Source organism: Pseudomonas reidholzensis, from assembly GCF_900536025.1.
GTDB classification, from domain to species: Bacteria; Pseudomonadota; Gammaproteobacteria; order Pseudomonadales; family Pseudomonadaceae; genus Aquipseudomonas; species Aquipseudomonas reidholzensis.
In genome coordinates this window covers 66,505-82,078 of sequence record NZ_UNOZ01000008.1, presented here as the reverse complement: position 1 = coordinate 82,078, position 15,574 = coordinate 66,505, and the positions used below count along the sequence as shown (strand labels likewise).

Genomic DNA, 15,574 nt, shown 5'->3' with positions numbered 1-15,574 from the left:
CGAGGCATTCGTGTCAAAAGGCATTGTTTCATCGGTCATGGCGTCCTGCCTGTTCGCCGTGATGTACTTCTATACCTCTCTCCTGACGCCGCTCGACGGCGAGGAGATCTTTGGCTGGCGCACGCTGCTGACCCTGCCTTGCCTGACGCTGTTCATGCTGGTCAGCAAAGACTGGAAAAGGGTCGGCGAGCTGTTCGGCCGGGTCCGCCAGCGGCCGCGGCTGTTGCTGGGCATGGTCGGCACCTCGTGGTTGATGGGCGTGCAGCTGTGGCTGTTCCTCTGGGCGCCGCTGCATGGGCGCAGCCTGGAAGTGTCGATGGGCTACTTTCTGCTGCCGCTGACCATGGTCATGACCGGGCGGCTGGTGTACGGCGAGCGCCTGTCACGCCTGCAGAAGGTGGCGGTCAGTTGCGCTGCGCTGGGGGTTGGCCACGAGCTGTACCAGAACGGCAGCTTTGCCTGGGAAACCCTGGTGGTGATGATCGGCTACCCGATCTACTTCGTCCTGCGTCGGCGCTGCCAGACCGACCACCTGGGCGGCCTCTGGTGCGACATGTGCCTGCTGCTGCCGTGGGCCCTGTACTTTGTCATCCAGGGCCCGCTGTCAACCGCCGACCTGCTCCAGCACCCCGGGTTGTACGGCTTGATCCCGCTGCTCGGGGCGATCAGTGCCTGCGCCCTGATCGCCTACGTGCTGGCCAGCCGGATGTTGCCGTTCAGCCTGTTCGGCCTGCTCAGCTACGTCGAACCGGTGCTGCTGGTCGGCGTCGCCTTGCTGCTGGGCGAGACCATCGGCCCCGACCAGTGGCTGACCTACCTGCCGATCTGGGCCGCGGTGCTGGTGCTGGTGCTGGAAGGCTTCAGGCACCTGCTGCGCCAGCGTCGGCGCTCGGTGTAAGGCGCACCTGGCGCACCCGGCGCTCCTCCACCGCGATCACGGTCATGGTCCAGCCGTTCCAGGCCAGGCAGTCACCGACCACCGGCAGCCGGTCGAGCAGGCTCATCACCAGGCCCGCGAGGGTCTGGTAGTCCTCGGTGGCGCGGGCGCTGAAACCGGTCCGCGCCTGCACCTGGCTCAGGTTCAGGGCGCCGCTGACGACAAAGCCGTCGGTTTCCTCGACGATCTCAGGGCCTTCCACCTCGCTGGCGTCCGGCAGCTCACCGGCAATCGACTCGAGAATATCGGTCATGGTCAGCAAACCGGTGAACTCACCAAACTCGTTGACCACAAAGGCGATGTGCGTCGACTGACTGCGCATCTGCTCCAGGGCATTGAGGATGCTGAAACTCTCCAGCAGGTTCAGCGGCTCGCGCACCATGCGCTCGAGGTCGGGCTCATGACCGCCCAGCAACTCCTTGAGCAGTTCCTTCTTGTGCACGAAGCCCAGCGGCTCTTCGCTGCGCCCGTCACGGATCAACGGCAGGCGCGAGTACGGCGAGTTGGCCAGCGCCAGGGTAATCGCCTCGGCGGGCTGCGCCAGGTCCAGCGCATCGACTTCGGTGCGCACCGTCATCACCGTGCGGATCGGCCGTTCGGCAAGGTTCAGCACACCGCTGATCATCACCCGCTCGCGGCGGTCGAACAGCACCTGTGCTTCGCCACCTTCGACCAGGTCGGCAATCTCTTCACCGACCTCGTCGGCCTCTACCCGACGCCCGCCGAGCAGGCGCAGTACCGCATGGGCAGTGCGTTCACGCAACGGCCGATGCTGCTGCAGGCTGCGCTTGCGGCGGGCCCGGGCGAGTTGGTTGAACAGCTCGATGAGGATCGAGAAGCCGATCGCCGCGTACAGGTAGCCTTTGGGGATATGGAAGCCCAGGCCTTCGGCGGTGAGGCTGAAGCCGATCATCATCAAGAAGCCCAGGCACAGCATGATCACCGTCGGGTGGGCATTGACGAAGCGGGTCAGCGGCTTGCTGGCAACGATCATGATGCCGATCGAGAACACCACCGCGATCATCATGATCGACAGGTGCTCGACCATGCCCACGGCGGTGATCACCGCGTCCAGCGAGAACACCGCGTCGAGCACCACGATCTGCGCCACGATCGGCCAGAACGCGGCGTGGCGCAGGGCGCCGGACGCCTGGGTCACATGCCCCTCAAGGCGCTCGTGCAGCTCCATGGTGGCCTTGAACAACAGGAACACACCACCGAACAGCATGATCAGGTCACGGCCGGAGAAGCTCTTGCCGAAGATATCCACCAGCGGCTCGGTCAGGGTCACCATCCACGAGATGCTCGCCAGCAGGCCCAGGCGCATGATCAGCGCCAGGCTCAGGCCGATCACCCGCGCGCGGTCACGCTGATGCGGCGGCAACTTGTCGGCAAGAATGGCGATGAACACCAGGTTATCGATACCCAGTACCAGCTCGAGGACGATAAGCGTCAGCAGGCCCAGCCAGGCCGTGGGGTCGGCTAGCCATTCCATTAGCGGGTACTCATAGCAGAGACGTCACGGGGACGGAGGGAGAAAGATGGCCGGGACGGCCTGGGACTGGGGGGCTCCGAGAAGCTGTTCATACATACCTTGATAAGAAATACGGACTGAGATCCTACAAGCACAGCAGACTTTTCTGACAGTGGGAAACTATTACAAAACCTGTAAAGGGACGTGTCCGGTACCGGCGCCAGGGGACTTTTGTTCAATACCCTGCCCCGCCTGTGGATCAGGATAGTGGACACATGAACAACCTGGAGCGTCTACCCATGAGCCTTTCCCTGTCCATGGCCGCCTTTGCCCTGGCGGCCTCGATTTCACCGGGGCCGGTCAATATCGTCGCCCTCGGCAGCGGTGCGCGGCATGGCCTGCGTGCCAGCCTGAAACATGCAGTGGGGGCTACCCTGGGGTTCTGCCTGCTGCTGGTGATCGTGGGCCTGGGCGTGCACGAGCTGTTGTTGCGCTGGCCGCTGATCGGTTGGGCGTTGCACTGGGGCGGGGTGGTTTTTCTGCTGTACATGGCCTGGAAACTGGCGGCTGACCAGGGCGAGCTGGGCAGTCAGACCGAGCAGCGCGCGCCGTCGGCCTGGCAGGGCGCGGCCATGCAGTGGCTCAGCCCCAAGGCGTGGCTGGCAGCAGTCGCTGGCGTCGGCGCCTACACCGGCGGTGAACAGCAATTGCTGTGGTTGTTCAGCTGGATCTACGGCCCGATCTGCTTCGTATCGATTGCCAGTTGGGCCTGGGCCGGCAGCGTGATCCGCCAGTACCTGGGCAACCCGCGACACCTGCGCTGGTTCAATCGCACATTGGCGGGGCTGCTGGTCGCCAGCGCGCTGTACCTGATCCTCGGGTGATCAGCCGCGCGCGGCGCCGCCGCTGCGGTAGTGCCCTGGCGTCGCCGCCAGATGCTGCTTGAACGCCCGCTGCAAATGCGCCTGATCGGCGAACCCGGATTCCAGCGCCACCTCGGCAATCGCCCGGCCCAGCCGCAACTGGCCGCGTGCATGCTGCACCCGCTGATCCAGCAGGTAACCATGCGGGGTCAGCCCGAAGCGCTGGCGGAAGGCACGGATCAGATACGCCCGTGACAGCCCCGCGGCCGTGCAGATGTCTTCGAGGCTCAAGGGATCGAGGCGGTGGGCGCGGATAAACGCGGCGGCGGCCTCGAGCCGCGGATGGTCATCAAGGCGGGCCCCTGGCGGAGCCTCGAGGTACCCAGGCAGCGCCAGGAAAAATGCCGCCAGCAGGCCTTCGCGGTCGACCGTATCGGCGTCGAACAAGCCGGCGAACAGCTGCAACAGCCTGCTGTAAAGGGCGGTCGATGTACTCAGGGTAGCCTCGGGCAGGTCAACGCCCTGCGCCTGCAACCACGGCACATCGACGAACAGCATCAGGTACGCCCACGGCTCGCCATCGATCGGGTTGCAAGTGTGCACCACGCCCGGTTTCATCAGCACCGTGGCACCCGCCGCCACGTCTCGGTGGGTGTCACCTGTGACATAGGTGCTGCGCCCGGCGGTAATCACGCCGATGGAGAAACTCGCGTGCGAGTGCGCGGCATAGCACACCTGGCGCCCGTCCCCGACCCGCCGCGCTTCGACAAAGGGCAATGCCGGATCGCGCCAGAACCGCGACACCTCGATCATCGCCCGGCCCTCACTCGCCGCCCTGCACCACCACCAGCAATTGCGCCTGGTGGGGGCCTACCGAGCGCAGGCGATGGGGCGTCTGGGCATTGAAGTGCAAGGCATCACCCTGCTCCAGCAGCACCCGCTCATTCATGAAGTCGACCTCCACCTGCCCCTCGTGGACGAACAGGAACTCCTCACCTTGGTGCTCCTTGAAGGTCGGGTCGCTAAAGGCGGTCGGCGGCTGGATCAGGAACGGCAACAGGCTGCGTTGGCCGACCTGCGAGGTCAGCACCGCATAGCCCGGCCCTTCCCCGCTGCCTACCAGCGCCTGGCGCTCGCCACGGCGCACCAGGCTGTAGCGGGCCTGGTCAGGCTGATCCTCGGCGAACAGCTCCTCGACGTTGACGTTCAGCGCCCGCGCCAGCTTCAACGCCGTGGCGATGGACGGGGTATTCAGCCCCCGCTCGACCTTGGACAGGTAGCTCTTGGTCATCCCGGCCTTGTCGGCGAGGACTTCGAGGGTAATCCCCAGTTTCTTTCTCAGCAGTTTCAGTCGAATAGACATGTGACGCGGCTTTCCCAGGCAAATCGCACTTGCGCATGACACTTTGTGTCATATAGGATTGTTTGTGTCATCTGCATTGCCACCCCAGACCGCACCACACCACACAGCAGGTCCGGGCCAGCAAGCACTGACCTTCATCATCACGCCACCGAGGATTTCCCCCCATGGCCAAGACCCTGACACACAGCAAAGAGCAACTGGTGCGCCAGGCCCTGACGCAGATGCAAGGTTCACTCGCCGATAATACGTGGAGCGTGCGCGAAAAGCTGGCCCTGACCTGCCGAATTCTCTTCGAGCATGGCCACGACTCGGGCCTGGCCGGGCAGATCAGCGCCCGTGGCCCGCAACCGGGCACCTTCTACACCCAGCAACTGGGCCTGGGCTTCGATGAAATCTGCGCCAGCAACCTGCTGTTGGTCAACGAGGACCTCGAGGTGCTCGAGGGCCAGGGCATGCCCAACCCGGCCAACCGCTTCCACAGCTGGGTGTACCGCGCACGCCCCGACGTCAACTGCATCATCCACACGCACCCGACCCATGTCGCCGCACTGTCGATGCTCGAGGTACCGTTGCAGGTCTCGCACATGGACCTCTGCCCGCTGTACGAAGACTGTGCGTTTCTCGCCGCCTGGCCGGGCGTACCGGTCGGCAACGAAGAGGGCGAGATCATCAGCCAGGCCTTGGGCGACAAGCGCGCCATCCTGCTGTCGCACCATGGTCAGTTGTCCACCGGTACCAGCGTCGAGCAGGCGTGTGTCTATGCACAGTTGATCGAGCGCGCCGCTCGCCTGCAGTTGCTGGCCATGTCCGCAGGCACCGTGAAACCGATCTCGCCTGAACTGGGCCGCGAGGCGCACGACTGGATCGACCGCCCCAAACGCCACGCCGCCGCCTTCGCCTACTACGCCCGGCAGAGCCTGCGTGGCCATGCCGATTGCCTGAACTGACCCCTGAACGCCTTGCTTGCGGAGCTAGACCCATGACCCCAGAAATCCACGGCATCATCGGTTACACCATCACCCCCTTCAGCCCGGACGGCGAGGGACTCGACCTGCCCGCGCTCGGCCAGTCGATCGATCGCCTGATCGACAGCGGCGTACACGCCATCGCCCCGCTGGGCAGCACCGGCGAAGGGGCTTACCTGAGTGACAGCGAATGGCAGCAGGTGGCGCAGTACAGCCTGGCGCAGATCGACCGGCGCGTGCCGAGCATCGTCAGCGTCTCCGACCTGACCACCGCCGGCGCCATTCGCCGCGCCCGCTTCGCCCAGGCGCACGGCGCCGATGCGCTGATGGTGTTGCCCTCGGCCTACTGGAAGCTCAGCCCGGCCGAGATTCGCCAGCACTACCGGGCGATCGGTGCGGCCGTCGACTTGCCGATCATGCTCTACAACAACCCGGCCACCAGCGGCACCGACCTGCCGGTGGAGCTGATCCTGCAGATCGTGCGTGAGGTCGATAACGTGACGATGGTCAAGGAGAGCACCGGCGATATTCAGCGCATGCACCAGCTGCAAGTGCTCGGTGAGGGCCAGGTGCCGTTCTACAACGGCTGCAATCCGCTGGCGCTGGAAGCCTTCGTGGCGGGCGCCAAGGGCTGGTGCACGGCGGCACCCAACCTGATTGCCGAGCTGAACCTGGGTTTGTATCAGGCGGTCCGGGACGGGGAGCTGGAACAGGCTCGGGCGCTGTTCTACCGGCAGTTGCCGTTGCTCGATTTCATTCTCAAGGGTGGCTTGCCGGCGACGATCAAGGCTGGCTTGGGGTTGACCGGGTTGCCGGTTGGGGAGCCGCGGCGGCCGGTGTTCGGGCTGGATGAGGCAGGGACTGAGCGGTTGCGGGGGTTGCTCGAACAATTGCGCTGATTGATGGGCTGGGGGGCGCGTTTCGATTGTTGGGCTTATCCGGTTGATGGGGGGCTGCTGCTGGCCCCTTCCGCCCTTACGGCGGCCTACTTTGGTCTTGGCCAAAGTAGGCAAAGCCGCTCGCTCCTGCATACGGCCCTTCGCTGCGCTACGGGTTCCCTCACTCCGGTCTTGCTCCCGTGAGGACCGCGCCGGACGGGCCTTCCTGGCCCGCGGCGCTTGCCGGCCATCCATGGCCGTCACCTCACTCCGCAAGACCTCCGTTCGGCCTCCTGAAGTCGCAGTAGATCAAGATCACCAGCCAGATCAAGATCAAGATCAAGATCAAGGGCAACGGCTGGCGAATCGCTGCGCTCTCGCGGGTTTATAAGGGCGGTACAGCGCGTCAGCGCCAGAACTTGTACTGGCAGTCCCGGCCTCTTCGCGGGGCAAGCCCGCTCCCACAGGATAGCGTCGCTCTTTCGGTCAACGGAGATCCTGTGGGAGCGGGCTTGCCCCGCGAATAGGCTCGAATATCCACCACAAATGTCACTGTCGAAGATAACGCCAGCCCAGGCGCCGCCCCTAACTTGGCGACCTCAGGAGGCCGAACGGAGGTCTTGCGGAGCGGGGTGACGGCCAGGAAGGCCGGCAAGGGCTGCGGGCCAGGAAGGCCCGTACAGCCCGGTCCACGCGGGAGCAAGGCCGGAGTGAGGGAATCCCGCTTCGAGCGGGACTGATGTGGGAGCCGGCGGTTTTTGGTTACTTTTTTCCAAGAAAAAAAGTGACCCGCCGTAAGGGCGGAAGGGGCCATAAGCGCCTCCACATCAAACGGATAAGCCCCAAAAAGCCCAACGCCCAACGCATCTACACCGAACCCACGCAAAAAAAGAGGCGACCCTGTCGTCCCTTTTTTACCCGCCCAACCTCAGCACTCGATGCCGACGATCCACTGGGTCTTGCTACCGTTGCTCTTGTCCAGGTCCGGACGCCGAGCCACCGGCTGGGTGCAACCCCGCGGCTCGATATACGGCTGGGCAACCGCCGCCGCCTCGGCAACGGTCAGCGGCTTGCCGTCATCACGCTGCACACTGATGAAGTACGGCTGGTTGAACGGAATGATGTAGCTGTCCAGCGTATAACGCGCGCCATTGGCCTCGATGCTCGCGTGGTTCTCGTCGACCTTGGTCAGACGGCTGGTGTCGAGGGTCTCGTTGGCGGCGCAACCCACCAGGCTGGTCAGCAACGCAGCGCCGAGACACAGTGAAATCTTCTTCATGACAACTCCTGTTCGAATGTGTGCCCGGCTCTGACCGCACCTCGGCATTAAAGTGCCATCGCACGGTCATCGTTCACGCAACCCTCAGAAGGTCATTTCCTTCACATCATCGGCGACGATCAACTTGCCTGCGGTTTTCTCGATGATCTCCTCGACGCTCACCCCTGGCGCGGTCTCGCGCAGGATGAACGCGCCGTTGTCGATCTCCAGGTAGGCCAGGTCGGTGAGCACCTTGCGGATGCAGCCGGCGCCGGTCAGCGGCAGGCTGCAGCGCGACAGCAGCTTGGACTCGCCGTCCTTGGAGGCGTGGGTCATGGTGACGATGATGTTCTCGGCGCCGGCTACCAGGTCCATGGCACCGCCCATGCCCTTGACCAGCTTGCCGGGGATCATCCACGAGGCGATGTTGCCTTCGACATCCACCTCGAATGCGCCCAGCACGGTCAGGTCGACATGGCCGCCGCGGATCATCGCGAACGACTGCGCCGAGTCGAAGATCGACGCACCGCGGCGCGCGGTGACCGTCTGTTTGCCGGCGTTGATCATGTCGGCATCGAGGGTGCCTTCTGTGGGGAACTCGCCCATACCCAGCAGGCCGTTTTCCGACTGCAGCATTACGTCCATGTCGGCCGGCACATAGTTGGCCACCAACGTCGGGATGCCGATGCCGAGGTTGACGTAGAAGCCGTCCTGCAGTTCACGGGCGACGCGTTGCGCCATCTGTTCGCGGGTCAATGCCATGGTCAGGATCTCTGTATTGTTCTGTAGGGGGCGCTCAGGCCTTGACGGTGCGCTTTTCGATGCGCTTCTCGAAGGTGCCGACGATGACCCGGTCGACAAAGATCCCCGGCGTGTGGATCTCGCTGGGCAGGAGCACGCCGGGCTCGACGATCTCCTCGACTTCGACCACGGTGATCTTGCCGGCGGTGGCGGCCAGCGGGTTGAAGTTCTGCGCGGTGTTGCGGTACACCACGTTGCCGTAGTGGTCGGCCTTCCAGCCCTTGACGATGGCGAAGTCGCCGGTGATGGCTTCTTCAAGGATGTACTTGCGGCCGTTGAACTCGCGCACTTCCTTGCCCTCGGCGACCGGCGTACCGTAGCCAGTGGCGGTGTAGAAGGCCGGGATGCCGGCGCCGCCGGCGCGCATCTTCTCGGCCAGGGTGCCCTGCGGGGTCAGTTCGACTTCGAGCTCACCGCTGAGCAACTGGCGCTCGAACTCGGCGTTTTCGCCGACATAGGAGGCGATCATCTTGGCGATCTGCCGCTCTTCGAGCAGCACGCCCAGGCCGAAGCCATCGACGCCGCAGTTGTTCGAGACCACGGTCAGGCCCTTGACCCCGCGGCGCTTGATTTCGCCGATGAGGTTTTCCGGGATGCCACACAGGCCGAAGCCGCCGGCCAGCACGGTCATGTTGTCGGTCAGGCCTTCGAGGGCCTGTTGGTAGGTTGCAACGCGCTTGTCCAGTCCGGCCATGCTGATTCGCCTTTGTCGTTGTTTGTGCGTGCGGCCATCTTCACCGCTGGCGACTGATTTGTTAATTTTGTTTTCGTCATCGATTAATAAATTTTCCAAAACAAAGGTCGGCCCCCGCACATGAACGTCAAGCAGCTACGCGCCTTTGTCACCGTGGCCAAGCACCACAGCTTTGCCCAGGCCGGGGAGCATCTGCACGTCTCGCAACCGGCGCTGAGCCTGACCATCAAGGCGCTCGAGGAGAACCTCGGCGGCGCCCTGCTCACCCGCACCACGCGCAGCGTCAGCCTGACCCCGGAAGGCGAGGTGCTGCTGCCGCTGGCGCGGCGCCTGCTGGCCGACTGGGATGACACCGAAGAGATGCTCCGCCAGCGCTTCACCCTGCAGCTGGGCAGGGTTTCGGTGGCGGCCATGCCCGCCTTTGCCGGCAACCTGCTGCCGCACTCACTGAAGGTGTTTCGCCAGCGCTACCCGAAGGTCAATGTCACGGTGCACGACGTGATCAACGAGCAGGTGCTGGAACTGGTGCGCCACCGCCGCGTCGAACTGGGCATCGGCTTTGAACCGGACAACCTCGACGGCCTGCGCTTTCATCCGCTGTACCTGGACCGCTTCGTCGCCGTGGTGCCCGCCGACTCGCCGCTGGCCCTGCAGCCCCAGGTCACCTGGCACGCACTGCTGGGCGAAGACTTCATTGCCCTGCAGCGGCCGTCGGCCGTGCGCCTATTGCTGGAGCAGCACGTTGCGGCCGAGCACGGCAAGCTGACGGTGGCGTTCGAGAGCCATCAGCTGTCGACCGTCGGGCGCATGGTCGCCAACGGCCTGGGCGTGAGTGCCGTGCCGGCGCTGTGCATCAACCAGATGCAGGAGCTGGGCGCGCGCTGTATTCCCCTGGTCGAACCCAGCATCGAGCGGCGCATCGGCGTCATCGCGCTGAGCGACCACAAGCTTTCTACCGCAGCCGAGGCGCTGCTCGATGTCGTGCTGACCCATACCCATCCACAGGAGGTGACATGCGTACCGTGAAACTTGCAGGTTCAACCGTCCCGGCCATTGGCCAGGGCACCTGGTACATGGGCGAAGACCCTGCGCGCAGGGCCGCCGAGGTCAGTGCCTTGCAGCAAGGCATCGAGCTCGGTCTGAGCCTGATCGACACGGCTGAGATGTATGCCGAGGGCGCTGCCGAGGAGGTGGTCGGCGCGGCCCTCGCCGGGCGCCGCGAGCAGGTGTTTCTGGTCAGCAAGGTCTACCCGCACAACGCCAGCCAGCGCGGCGTGCCGCAGGCCTGCGAGCGCAGCCTGAAGCGCCTGCGGACCGACTGCATCGACCTCTACCTGCTGCACTGGCGCGGCCAGTATCCCCTGGAGGAGACGGTCGAGGCGTTCGAGCGCTTGCGCGAGCAGGGCAAGATCCGTCGTTGGGGTGTGTCCAATTTCGACACCGACGACCTGCGCGAACTGGACAATGCCGCCTGCGCGACCAACCAGGTGCTGTACAACCCGAGCCAGCGCGGTATCGAGTTCGATCTGTTGCCGTGGAGCCAGGCCAACGGTTTGCCGACCATGGCCTATTGCCCGCTGGCCCAGGCCGGCCGCTTGCTCACGCACCCGGTGATGGCACAAATCGCCGAGCGGCATGGGGCAACCCCGGCGCAGGTGAGCCTGGCCTGGGTCACCCGGGAGGACGGCGTGATCGCCATTCCCAAGGCGGTCGACCCCCCGCACGTGGCACAGAATGCGGCGGCGGGTGAGCTGACCCTGAGCGATGAAGACCTGCGCGCGATCGACCAGGCGTTTGCGCCACCGACCCGCAAACAGCGCTTGGCGATGGTCTGAACCGCTCGGCTAGTGAAAGTCCCGGCTGCGCACATCCAGCCCCTGCAGCAAGGGGCTGACATCCTCCAGGCGCCTGGCGATCAGGTGCCTGACGCCGTTTTCCTGCTCCAGCCGGCCACTCACCTTGAGCAGCTGCGCGCCGACCAGCGCCCGCCGCTGGCGCTCGGCCAACTCGCGCCAGACCACGACGTTGACCATCCCCGCCTCGTCCTCGAGGGTGACAAAGGTCACCCCGCTGGCCGTCTGTGGCCGCTGCCGACCGACCACCAACCCCGCCACGGCAATACTGTCGCCATGCTCGACCCCGGCCAGCTCACTCGAACTGCGACAGCCTAAAGCCCGCAGTCGCGTGCGCAGGAGGCTGAGCGGATGCGGCCCGAGCGTGGTGCCGAGGGTGTCGTAGTCGGCCACCAGGTCTTCGCCCACCGTCGGCACCGGCAGCGCGACTGCCTGTTCCGGCGCCGCCATCACCTCAGCGAACAACGGCAACTGTGCCTGCACCGCCGCCACCAGCCAGCGCGCCTGATGACGGTCACTGGCCAAGGCGCGCAAGGCACCGGCGTCCGCCAGCCGCGCACGGGCACGGCTGTCGAGCCCGGCCCGCAGGCACAGGTCCTCGACATCACGCCAGGGGCGCTGCGCCCGCGCCTGCGCCAACCGCCGGGCGTCCGCCTCGGCAAAGCCACGGATCTGCCGCAGCCCCAGACGAATCGCCAGGACGCCCTGCCCCAACGGCTCCAGGGTGCAGTCCCAGTCACTGTGCAGAACATCCACCGGGCGCACCTCGATGCCCTGGCGCCGGGCCTCTTGCAGCAACTGGTCAGGGCTGTAGAACCCCATCGGCCAGCTGTTGACCAGCGCGCAGGTGAAAATCGCCGGTTCGTGGCACTTCAGCCAGCTGCTGGCATAGCACAACAAGGCGAAGCTGGCGGCGTGCGACTCGGGGAAGCCATAGCTGCCAAAGCCCTTGATCTGCTCGAAGATACGCTCGGCAAAGGCCGACTCGTAGCCATTGCGTTGCATGCCCTCGAGCAGCCGCTGACGGTGTGGTTCGAGGCCACCATGGCGCTTCCAGGCGGCCATGCTGCGGCGCAACTGGTCGGCTTCGCCGGGGCTGTAGTCGGCCGCGACCATCGCCAGCTCCATCACCTGTTCCTGAAACAACGGCACGCCCAAGGTGCGCTTGAACACGGCTTCCAATGCGGGCGAGGGATAGGTCACCGGTTCCTGCCCGAGCCGCCGGCGCAGGTACGGGTGGACCATGTCGCCCTGGATCGGCCCGGGGCGGACGATCGCCACCTCGATCACCAGGTCGTAGAAGGTCTGCGGCTTGAGCCGGGGCAACATGGCCATCTGCGCGCGGGATTCGATCTGGAACACGCCCATGGTTTCGGCGCGGCTGATCATCGCGTAAGTGGCCGGGTCCTCGCTGGGAATAGTCGCCAGGCTCAGTTGGCGCCCGCGATGCAGGGCAATCAGGTCGAAGCAGCGACGCAAGGCGCTGAGCATGCCCAGCGCGAGCACATCGACCTTGAGCAGGCCGACCAGGTCGAGGTCGTCCTTGTCCCACTGGATCACCGTGCGGTCGGCCATCGCGGCATTTTCCACCGGCACCAACTGGTCCAGGGGTTGCTCGCAAATGACGAAGCCGCCGGGGTGTTGCGACAGGTGCCGAGGGAACCCGATCAGCTCACCGGCCAACACCAGGATGCGCCGCAGTGACGGGCTGTGCGCCTCGAAACCGGCCTCGGCCAGGCGCTGCCCGTCGGGGATGCGGTCACTCCAGCGGCCACAGCACTTGGCCAGCGCGTCGACCTGGTCGGCGGGCAGGCCCAGTACCCGGGCGACATCACGCACCGCGCCGGCGGCATGGTAGGTGCTGACCACCGCAGTCAGCGCCGCACGGTGGCGGCCGTATCGGCGAAACACGTACTGGATCACCTCCTCGCGACGGTCATGCTCGAAGTCGACGTCGATGTCGGGCGGCTCATTGCGCTCGCGCGACAGGAAGCGCTCGAACAGCAGGTGGTGCTCCATGGGGTCGAGTTCGGTGATGCCCAGCACGAAGCACACCACCGAGTTGGCCGCCGAACCGCGTCCCTGGCAGAGGATGGCTTGCTTGCGGGCAAAGTCGACGATGTCGTGCACGGTGAGAAAATAACTCTCGTAGCCGAGTTCTTCGATCAGTGCCAGTTCCTTGTCGAGCACCGCATGGACCTCGGCGCTGGCACCCTGTGGCCAGCGCCTGGGCAAGCCTTGCTGGCACAAATGGCGCAGCCAGCTGGCCGGGGTCTGCCCGGCCGGGACCAGTTCGCGCGGGTACTGATACTTGAGTTCGCTCAGGTCGAAACGGCAGCGCTGGGCAATCAGCAGGCTCTCGGCCAGCCACTCGGGCGGATACAGCTCGGCGAGTTGCGTAAGGCTGCGCAGGTGGCGTTCGCCGTTGGGGTAGAGGTAGCGGCCGGCCTCGGCGACGCTGCAATGCTGACGCACGGCGGTCATGCAGTCTTGCAAGGCGCGGCGGCCGCGGCTGTGCATGTGCACATCGCCACAGGCCACGACGCGGATGCCCAGCTGGCTGGCGAGTGCACGCAACTGCAGCAGCCGGCGGCCGTCATCGCTGCCACGGTGCAGGTGGGCCGCCAGCCACAGGCGCTCGGCAAACACCTGCTGCAGCCATTGGCCTGGCTGCGGGTCCGTCAGGTCGTCCGGGATCCACAACGCCTGCAAGCCCTGGCAGTGGGCTTGCAGGTCTTCGGCCAGCACCTGGTACTCGCCCTTCTGCGCACGCCGCCGTGCGCGGGTGATCAGCGCGCAGAGGTTCTGGTAACCGCCGAGGTCCTCGGCCAGCAAGACCAGCTTGGGGCCATCCTGCACCCGCACTTCACTGCCCACGATCAGCCGCAGCTGATGCTCCCTGGCCGCCTGCCAGGCACGCACGATACCTGCCAGGGTGCATTCATCGGTGATCGCCAAGGCTTGGTAGCCCTGCTCACGCGCACGCCGGAACAGCTCGTCGGCACTGGAGGCACCGCGCTGGAAGCTGAAGTTCGACAGGCAGTGCAGCTCGGCGTAGGCCTGGGTGCTCATGCGAACCAGCCCTGCAGCCACAACGGCCCAGGCGCGGCGAGGTCCTGGTAGGCCCAGCCGCGCAGGCCCTCGCGGGTCTCGATGCGGTAGTAGTCGCGGCGCACGTCGCCACCGTCCCACCAGCCGGACTCGATCCGTTCGGCGTCGCTCACGCGCAGCACGCCACCGTCCGGCAGCCGCTGCGGGGCGGCCAGCAGCCAGCCCGGACGGCTGCCTGGGGGCATCTGCAGGGGGCTGCTAAGGCCCTGCTCGGCCAATTGCCAGGCGCACTCGGGGCGGTGGTCGGCCTCGGCGCGCACACCCTGCACCGCCTCGTCACCCAAGCGCGCCCGCAGGCGCTCGCGCAGTTGCTCCCAAGGCTGGGCCTGCTGGGCCCGGGGGTCGAACAGCGCCTGGTGCTGCGGGACGAACGGCGGCAGGTCTTCGGCCAGCAGGCGCAGGGTACGCACGGGCGCGGCGATGCGCAGTGGCTCCAGTCGGCCGCGGGCCAGTTCGAACAGCAGGCCAGCATCGCGCTCGGCAGCCAGCAGGCCGACCGGGATCCGCGTGTCCGGCCCTTCGACGTGCTCCAGGAGCAGCTCAAAGCGCTGCACCCCACAGTCGCGCCCGGCCAGAAACGCCGCGAGGTCGTTGATCATCCGCCGCAGAGGGAACAGCAAGGCCTGATGCGACTCGACGTCGAAATTCAGCTCCAGGCGGGTTTCGAAGCGGTCCGGCGGCAGATAGAAGGTCAGGCCCAAGGTGCGCAACCCCAGCAACTGGTCCAGGTGCAGTTGCACCCCGGCGGCAAAGCGTCGGGCCAAGGCCTCGCGCGGCAGGCCCAGCACTTCGCCGAGGGTGCGCAGGCCCATGCGGGCGAACGCCTCGGCGGCCTCCTTGGGCAAGCCGACCTTGCCAATCGGCAGGTTCAACATCGCGGCGCGGGTGTCCTCGGCAGTGGTCACGGCCAAGCCGTCATGCGCGTTGGCCAGCATGCGTGCCGCCACTGGGTTGCTGGCGACGACGATCCGCTGACGCAGGCCCAAGGCATCCAGCTCCGCACGCAAGCGCGCCTCGAACAGCGGCCAGGGGCCGAACAGTTGCAGGCTGGAGCCAACTTCGATGAGCAACGCGCGCGGGTAGTGCAGGCTGACTTGAGCGCTGAAGCGGTAGGCCCAGGCAGCCAGCAATTGCTCGACCTGCGCGGCCCGCACCGGGTCGGCCTCGACACAGGTAAAGCCGTCGGCCAAGGCACGCGCGGCGGTGAGTGTCTGCCCTGCCCTCAAGCCCAGGTTGGCAGCCGCCGGGTTGACCGATTGCAGCACCCGCCGCTGGCTCGGGCCGCCGATCAACACCAGCGGGGTATCGACGTCGTCACGCTCACGCAGGACGCAATCCAGCGCCAACTGGGGGAATACGATGCAGGCCCAGAGCATG

General features: G+C 65.8%; 14 protein-coding genes. 6 read left to right on the top strand and 8 right to left on the bottom strand.

Annotated features, from left to right (window positions below; all coding sequences use genetic code 11):
* Positions 1–10 precede the first annotated feature (10 nt).
* On the top strand, positions 11–898 hold the full coding sequence (rarD, locus tag CCOS865_RS07345; RefSeq protein WP_119139354.1) for an EamA family transporter RarD: 888 nt from the start codon (positions 11–13) through the stop codon (positions 896–898).
* Here the strand turns inward: rarD and CCOS865_RS07340 are convergent.
* Positions 861–2,432, bottom strand: a complete 1,572-nt coding sequence (locus CCOS865_RS07340; protein WP_119139352.1) for a TerC family protein — start codon at positions 2,430–2,432, stop codon at positions 861–863. The genes rarD and CCOS865_RS07340 overlap by 38 nt on opposite strands.
* A 278-nt stretch (positions 2,433–2,710) precedes the next feature.
* On the opposite strand from CCOS865_RS07340, the gene CCOS865_RS07335 reads away from it, so the two are divergent.
* Positions 2,711–3,295 (top strand): LysE family translocator, encoded by a 585-nt coding sequence (locus CCOS865_RS07335; protein ID WP_119139350.1) that lies wholly within the window; start codon positions 2,711–2,713, stop codon positions 3,293–3,295.
* Here the strand turns inward: CCOS865_RS07335 and CCOS865_RS07330 are convergent, their stop codons facing one another.
* Positions 3,296–4,087 carry an AraC family transcriptional regulator gene (locus CCOS865_RS07330; RefSeq protein ID WP_119139348.1) on the bottom strand — a complete coding sequence of 264 codons (792 nt, stop codon included), beginning with the start codon at positions 4,085–4,087 and terminating at the stop codon, positions 3,296–3,298.
* A gap of 10 nt (positions 4,088–4,097) precedes the next feature.
* Positions 4,098–4,637 carry a helix-turn-helix domain-containing protein gene (locus tag CCOS865_RS07325; RefSeq protein ID WP_119139346.1) on the bottom strand — a complete coding sequence of 180 codons (540 nt, stop codon included), beginning with the start codon at positions 4,635–4,637 and terminating at the stop codon, positions 4,098–4,100.
* A gap of 164 nt (positions 4,638–4,801) precedes the next feature.
* On the opposite strand from CCOS865_RS07325, the gene CCOS865_RS07320 reads away from it, so the two are divergent.
* Both CCOS865_RS07320 and CCOS865_RS07315 read left to right on the top strand, forming a co-directional pair.
* A complete protein-coding gene (locus CCOS865_RS07320) occupies positions 4,802–5,584 on the top strand; it encodes an aldolase (RefSeq protein WP_119139344.1) in 783 nt (260 codons plus the stop codon).
* 32 nt (positions 5,585–5,616) lie between these two features.
* Positions 5,617–6,501: a dihydrodipicolinate synthase family protein gene (locus CCOS865_RS07315; protein WP_119139342.1), complete on the top strand. Its 885-nt coding sequence runs from the start codon at positions 5,617–5,619 to the stop codon at positions 6,499–6,501.
* Positions 6,502–7,408: 907 nt separating this feature from the next.
* On the opposite strand, the gene CCOS865_RS07310 is transcribed toward CCOS865_RS07315, so the two are convergent.
* The 3 genes from CCOS865_RS07310 to CCOS865_RS07300 all read right to left on the bottom strand — a co-directional run bounded on the left by CCOS865_RS07310 (position 7,409) and on the right by CCOS865_RS07300 (position 9,233).
* Positions 7,409–7,759 carry a hypothetical protein gene (locus CCOS865_RS07310; protein ID WP_119139340.1) on the bottom strand — a complete coding sequence of 117 codons (351 nt, stop codon included), beginning with the start codon at positions 7,757–7,759 and terminating at the stop codon, positions 7,409–7,411.
* An 84-nt stretch (positions 7,760–7,843) separates the two neighbouring features.
* The gene (locus CCOS865_RS07305; RefSeq protein ID WP_119139338.1) at positions 7,844–8,500 is read right to left on the bottom strand and encodes a CoA transferase subunit B; all 657 of its coding nucleotides are present in this window, start codon (positions 8,498–8,500) and stop codon (positions 7,844–7,846) included.
* 34 nt (positions 8,501–8,534) lie between these two features.
* A complete protein-coding gene (locus tag CCOS865_RS07300) occupies positions 8,535–9,233 on the bottom strand; it encodes a CoA transferase subunit A (protein WP_119139336.1) in 699 nt (232 codons plus the stop codon).
* 120 nt (positions 9,234–9,353) lie between these two features.
* Here CCOS865_RS07300 and CCOS865_RS07295 point away from each other — a divergent pair, with 120 nt between their 5' ends.
* On the top strand, positions 9,354–10,259 hold the full coding sequence (locus CCOS865_RS07295) for a LysR family transcriptional regulator (protein WP_119139334.1): 906 nt from the start codon (positions 9,354–9,356) through the stop codon (positions 10,257–10,259).
* Entirely contained in the window at positions 10,247–11,068 is an 822-nt protein-coding gene (locus CCOS865_RS07290; RefSeq protein ID WP_119139332.1) for an aldo/keto reductase, read from the top strand. The genes CCOS865_RS07295 and CCOS865_RS07290 overlap by 13 nt, the downstream gene beginning before the upstream one ends.
* 9 nt (positions 11,069–11,077) lie before the next feature.
* Here the strand turns inward: CCOS865_RS07290 and CCOS865_RS07285 are convergent, their stop codons facing one another.
* Positions 11,078–14,158, bottom strand: a complete 3,081-nt coding sequence (locus CCOS865_RS07285) for an error-prone DNA polymerase (protein WP_119139330.1) — start codon at positions 14,156–14,158, stop codon at positions 11,078–11,080.
* Positions 14,155–15,573, bottom strand: coding sequence for a Y-family DNA polymerase (locus CCOS865_RS07280; protein ID WP_119139328.1), 1,419 nt, complete (start codon positions 15,571–15,573; stop codon positions 14,155–14,157). Before CCOS865_RS07280 ends, CCOS865_RS07285 begins: the two co-directional genes overlap by 4 nt.
* Between the last annotated feature and the right edge of the window lies 1 nt (position 15,574).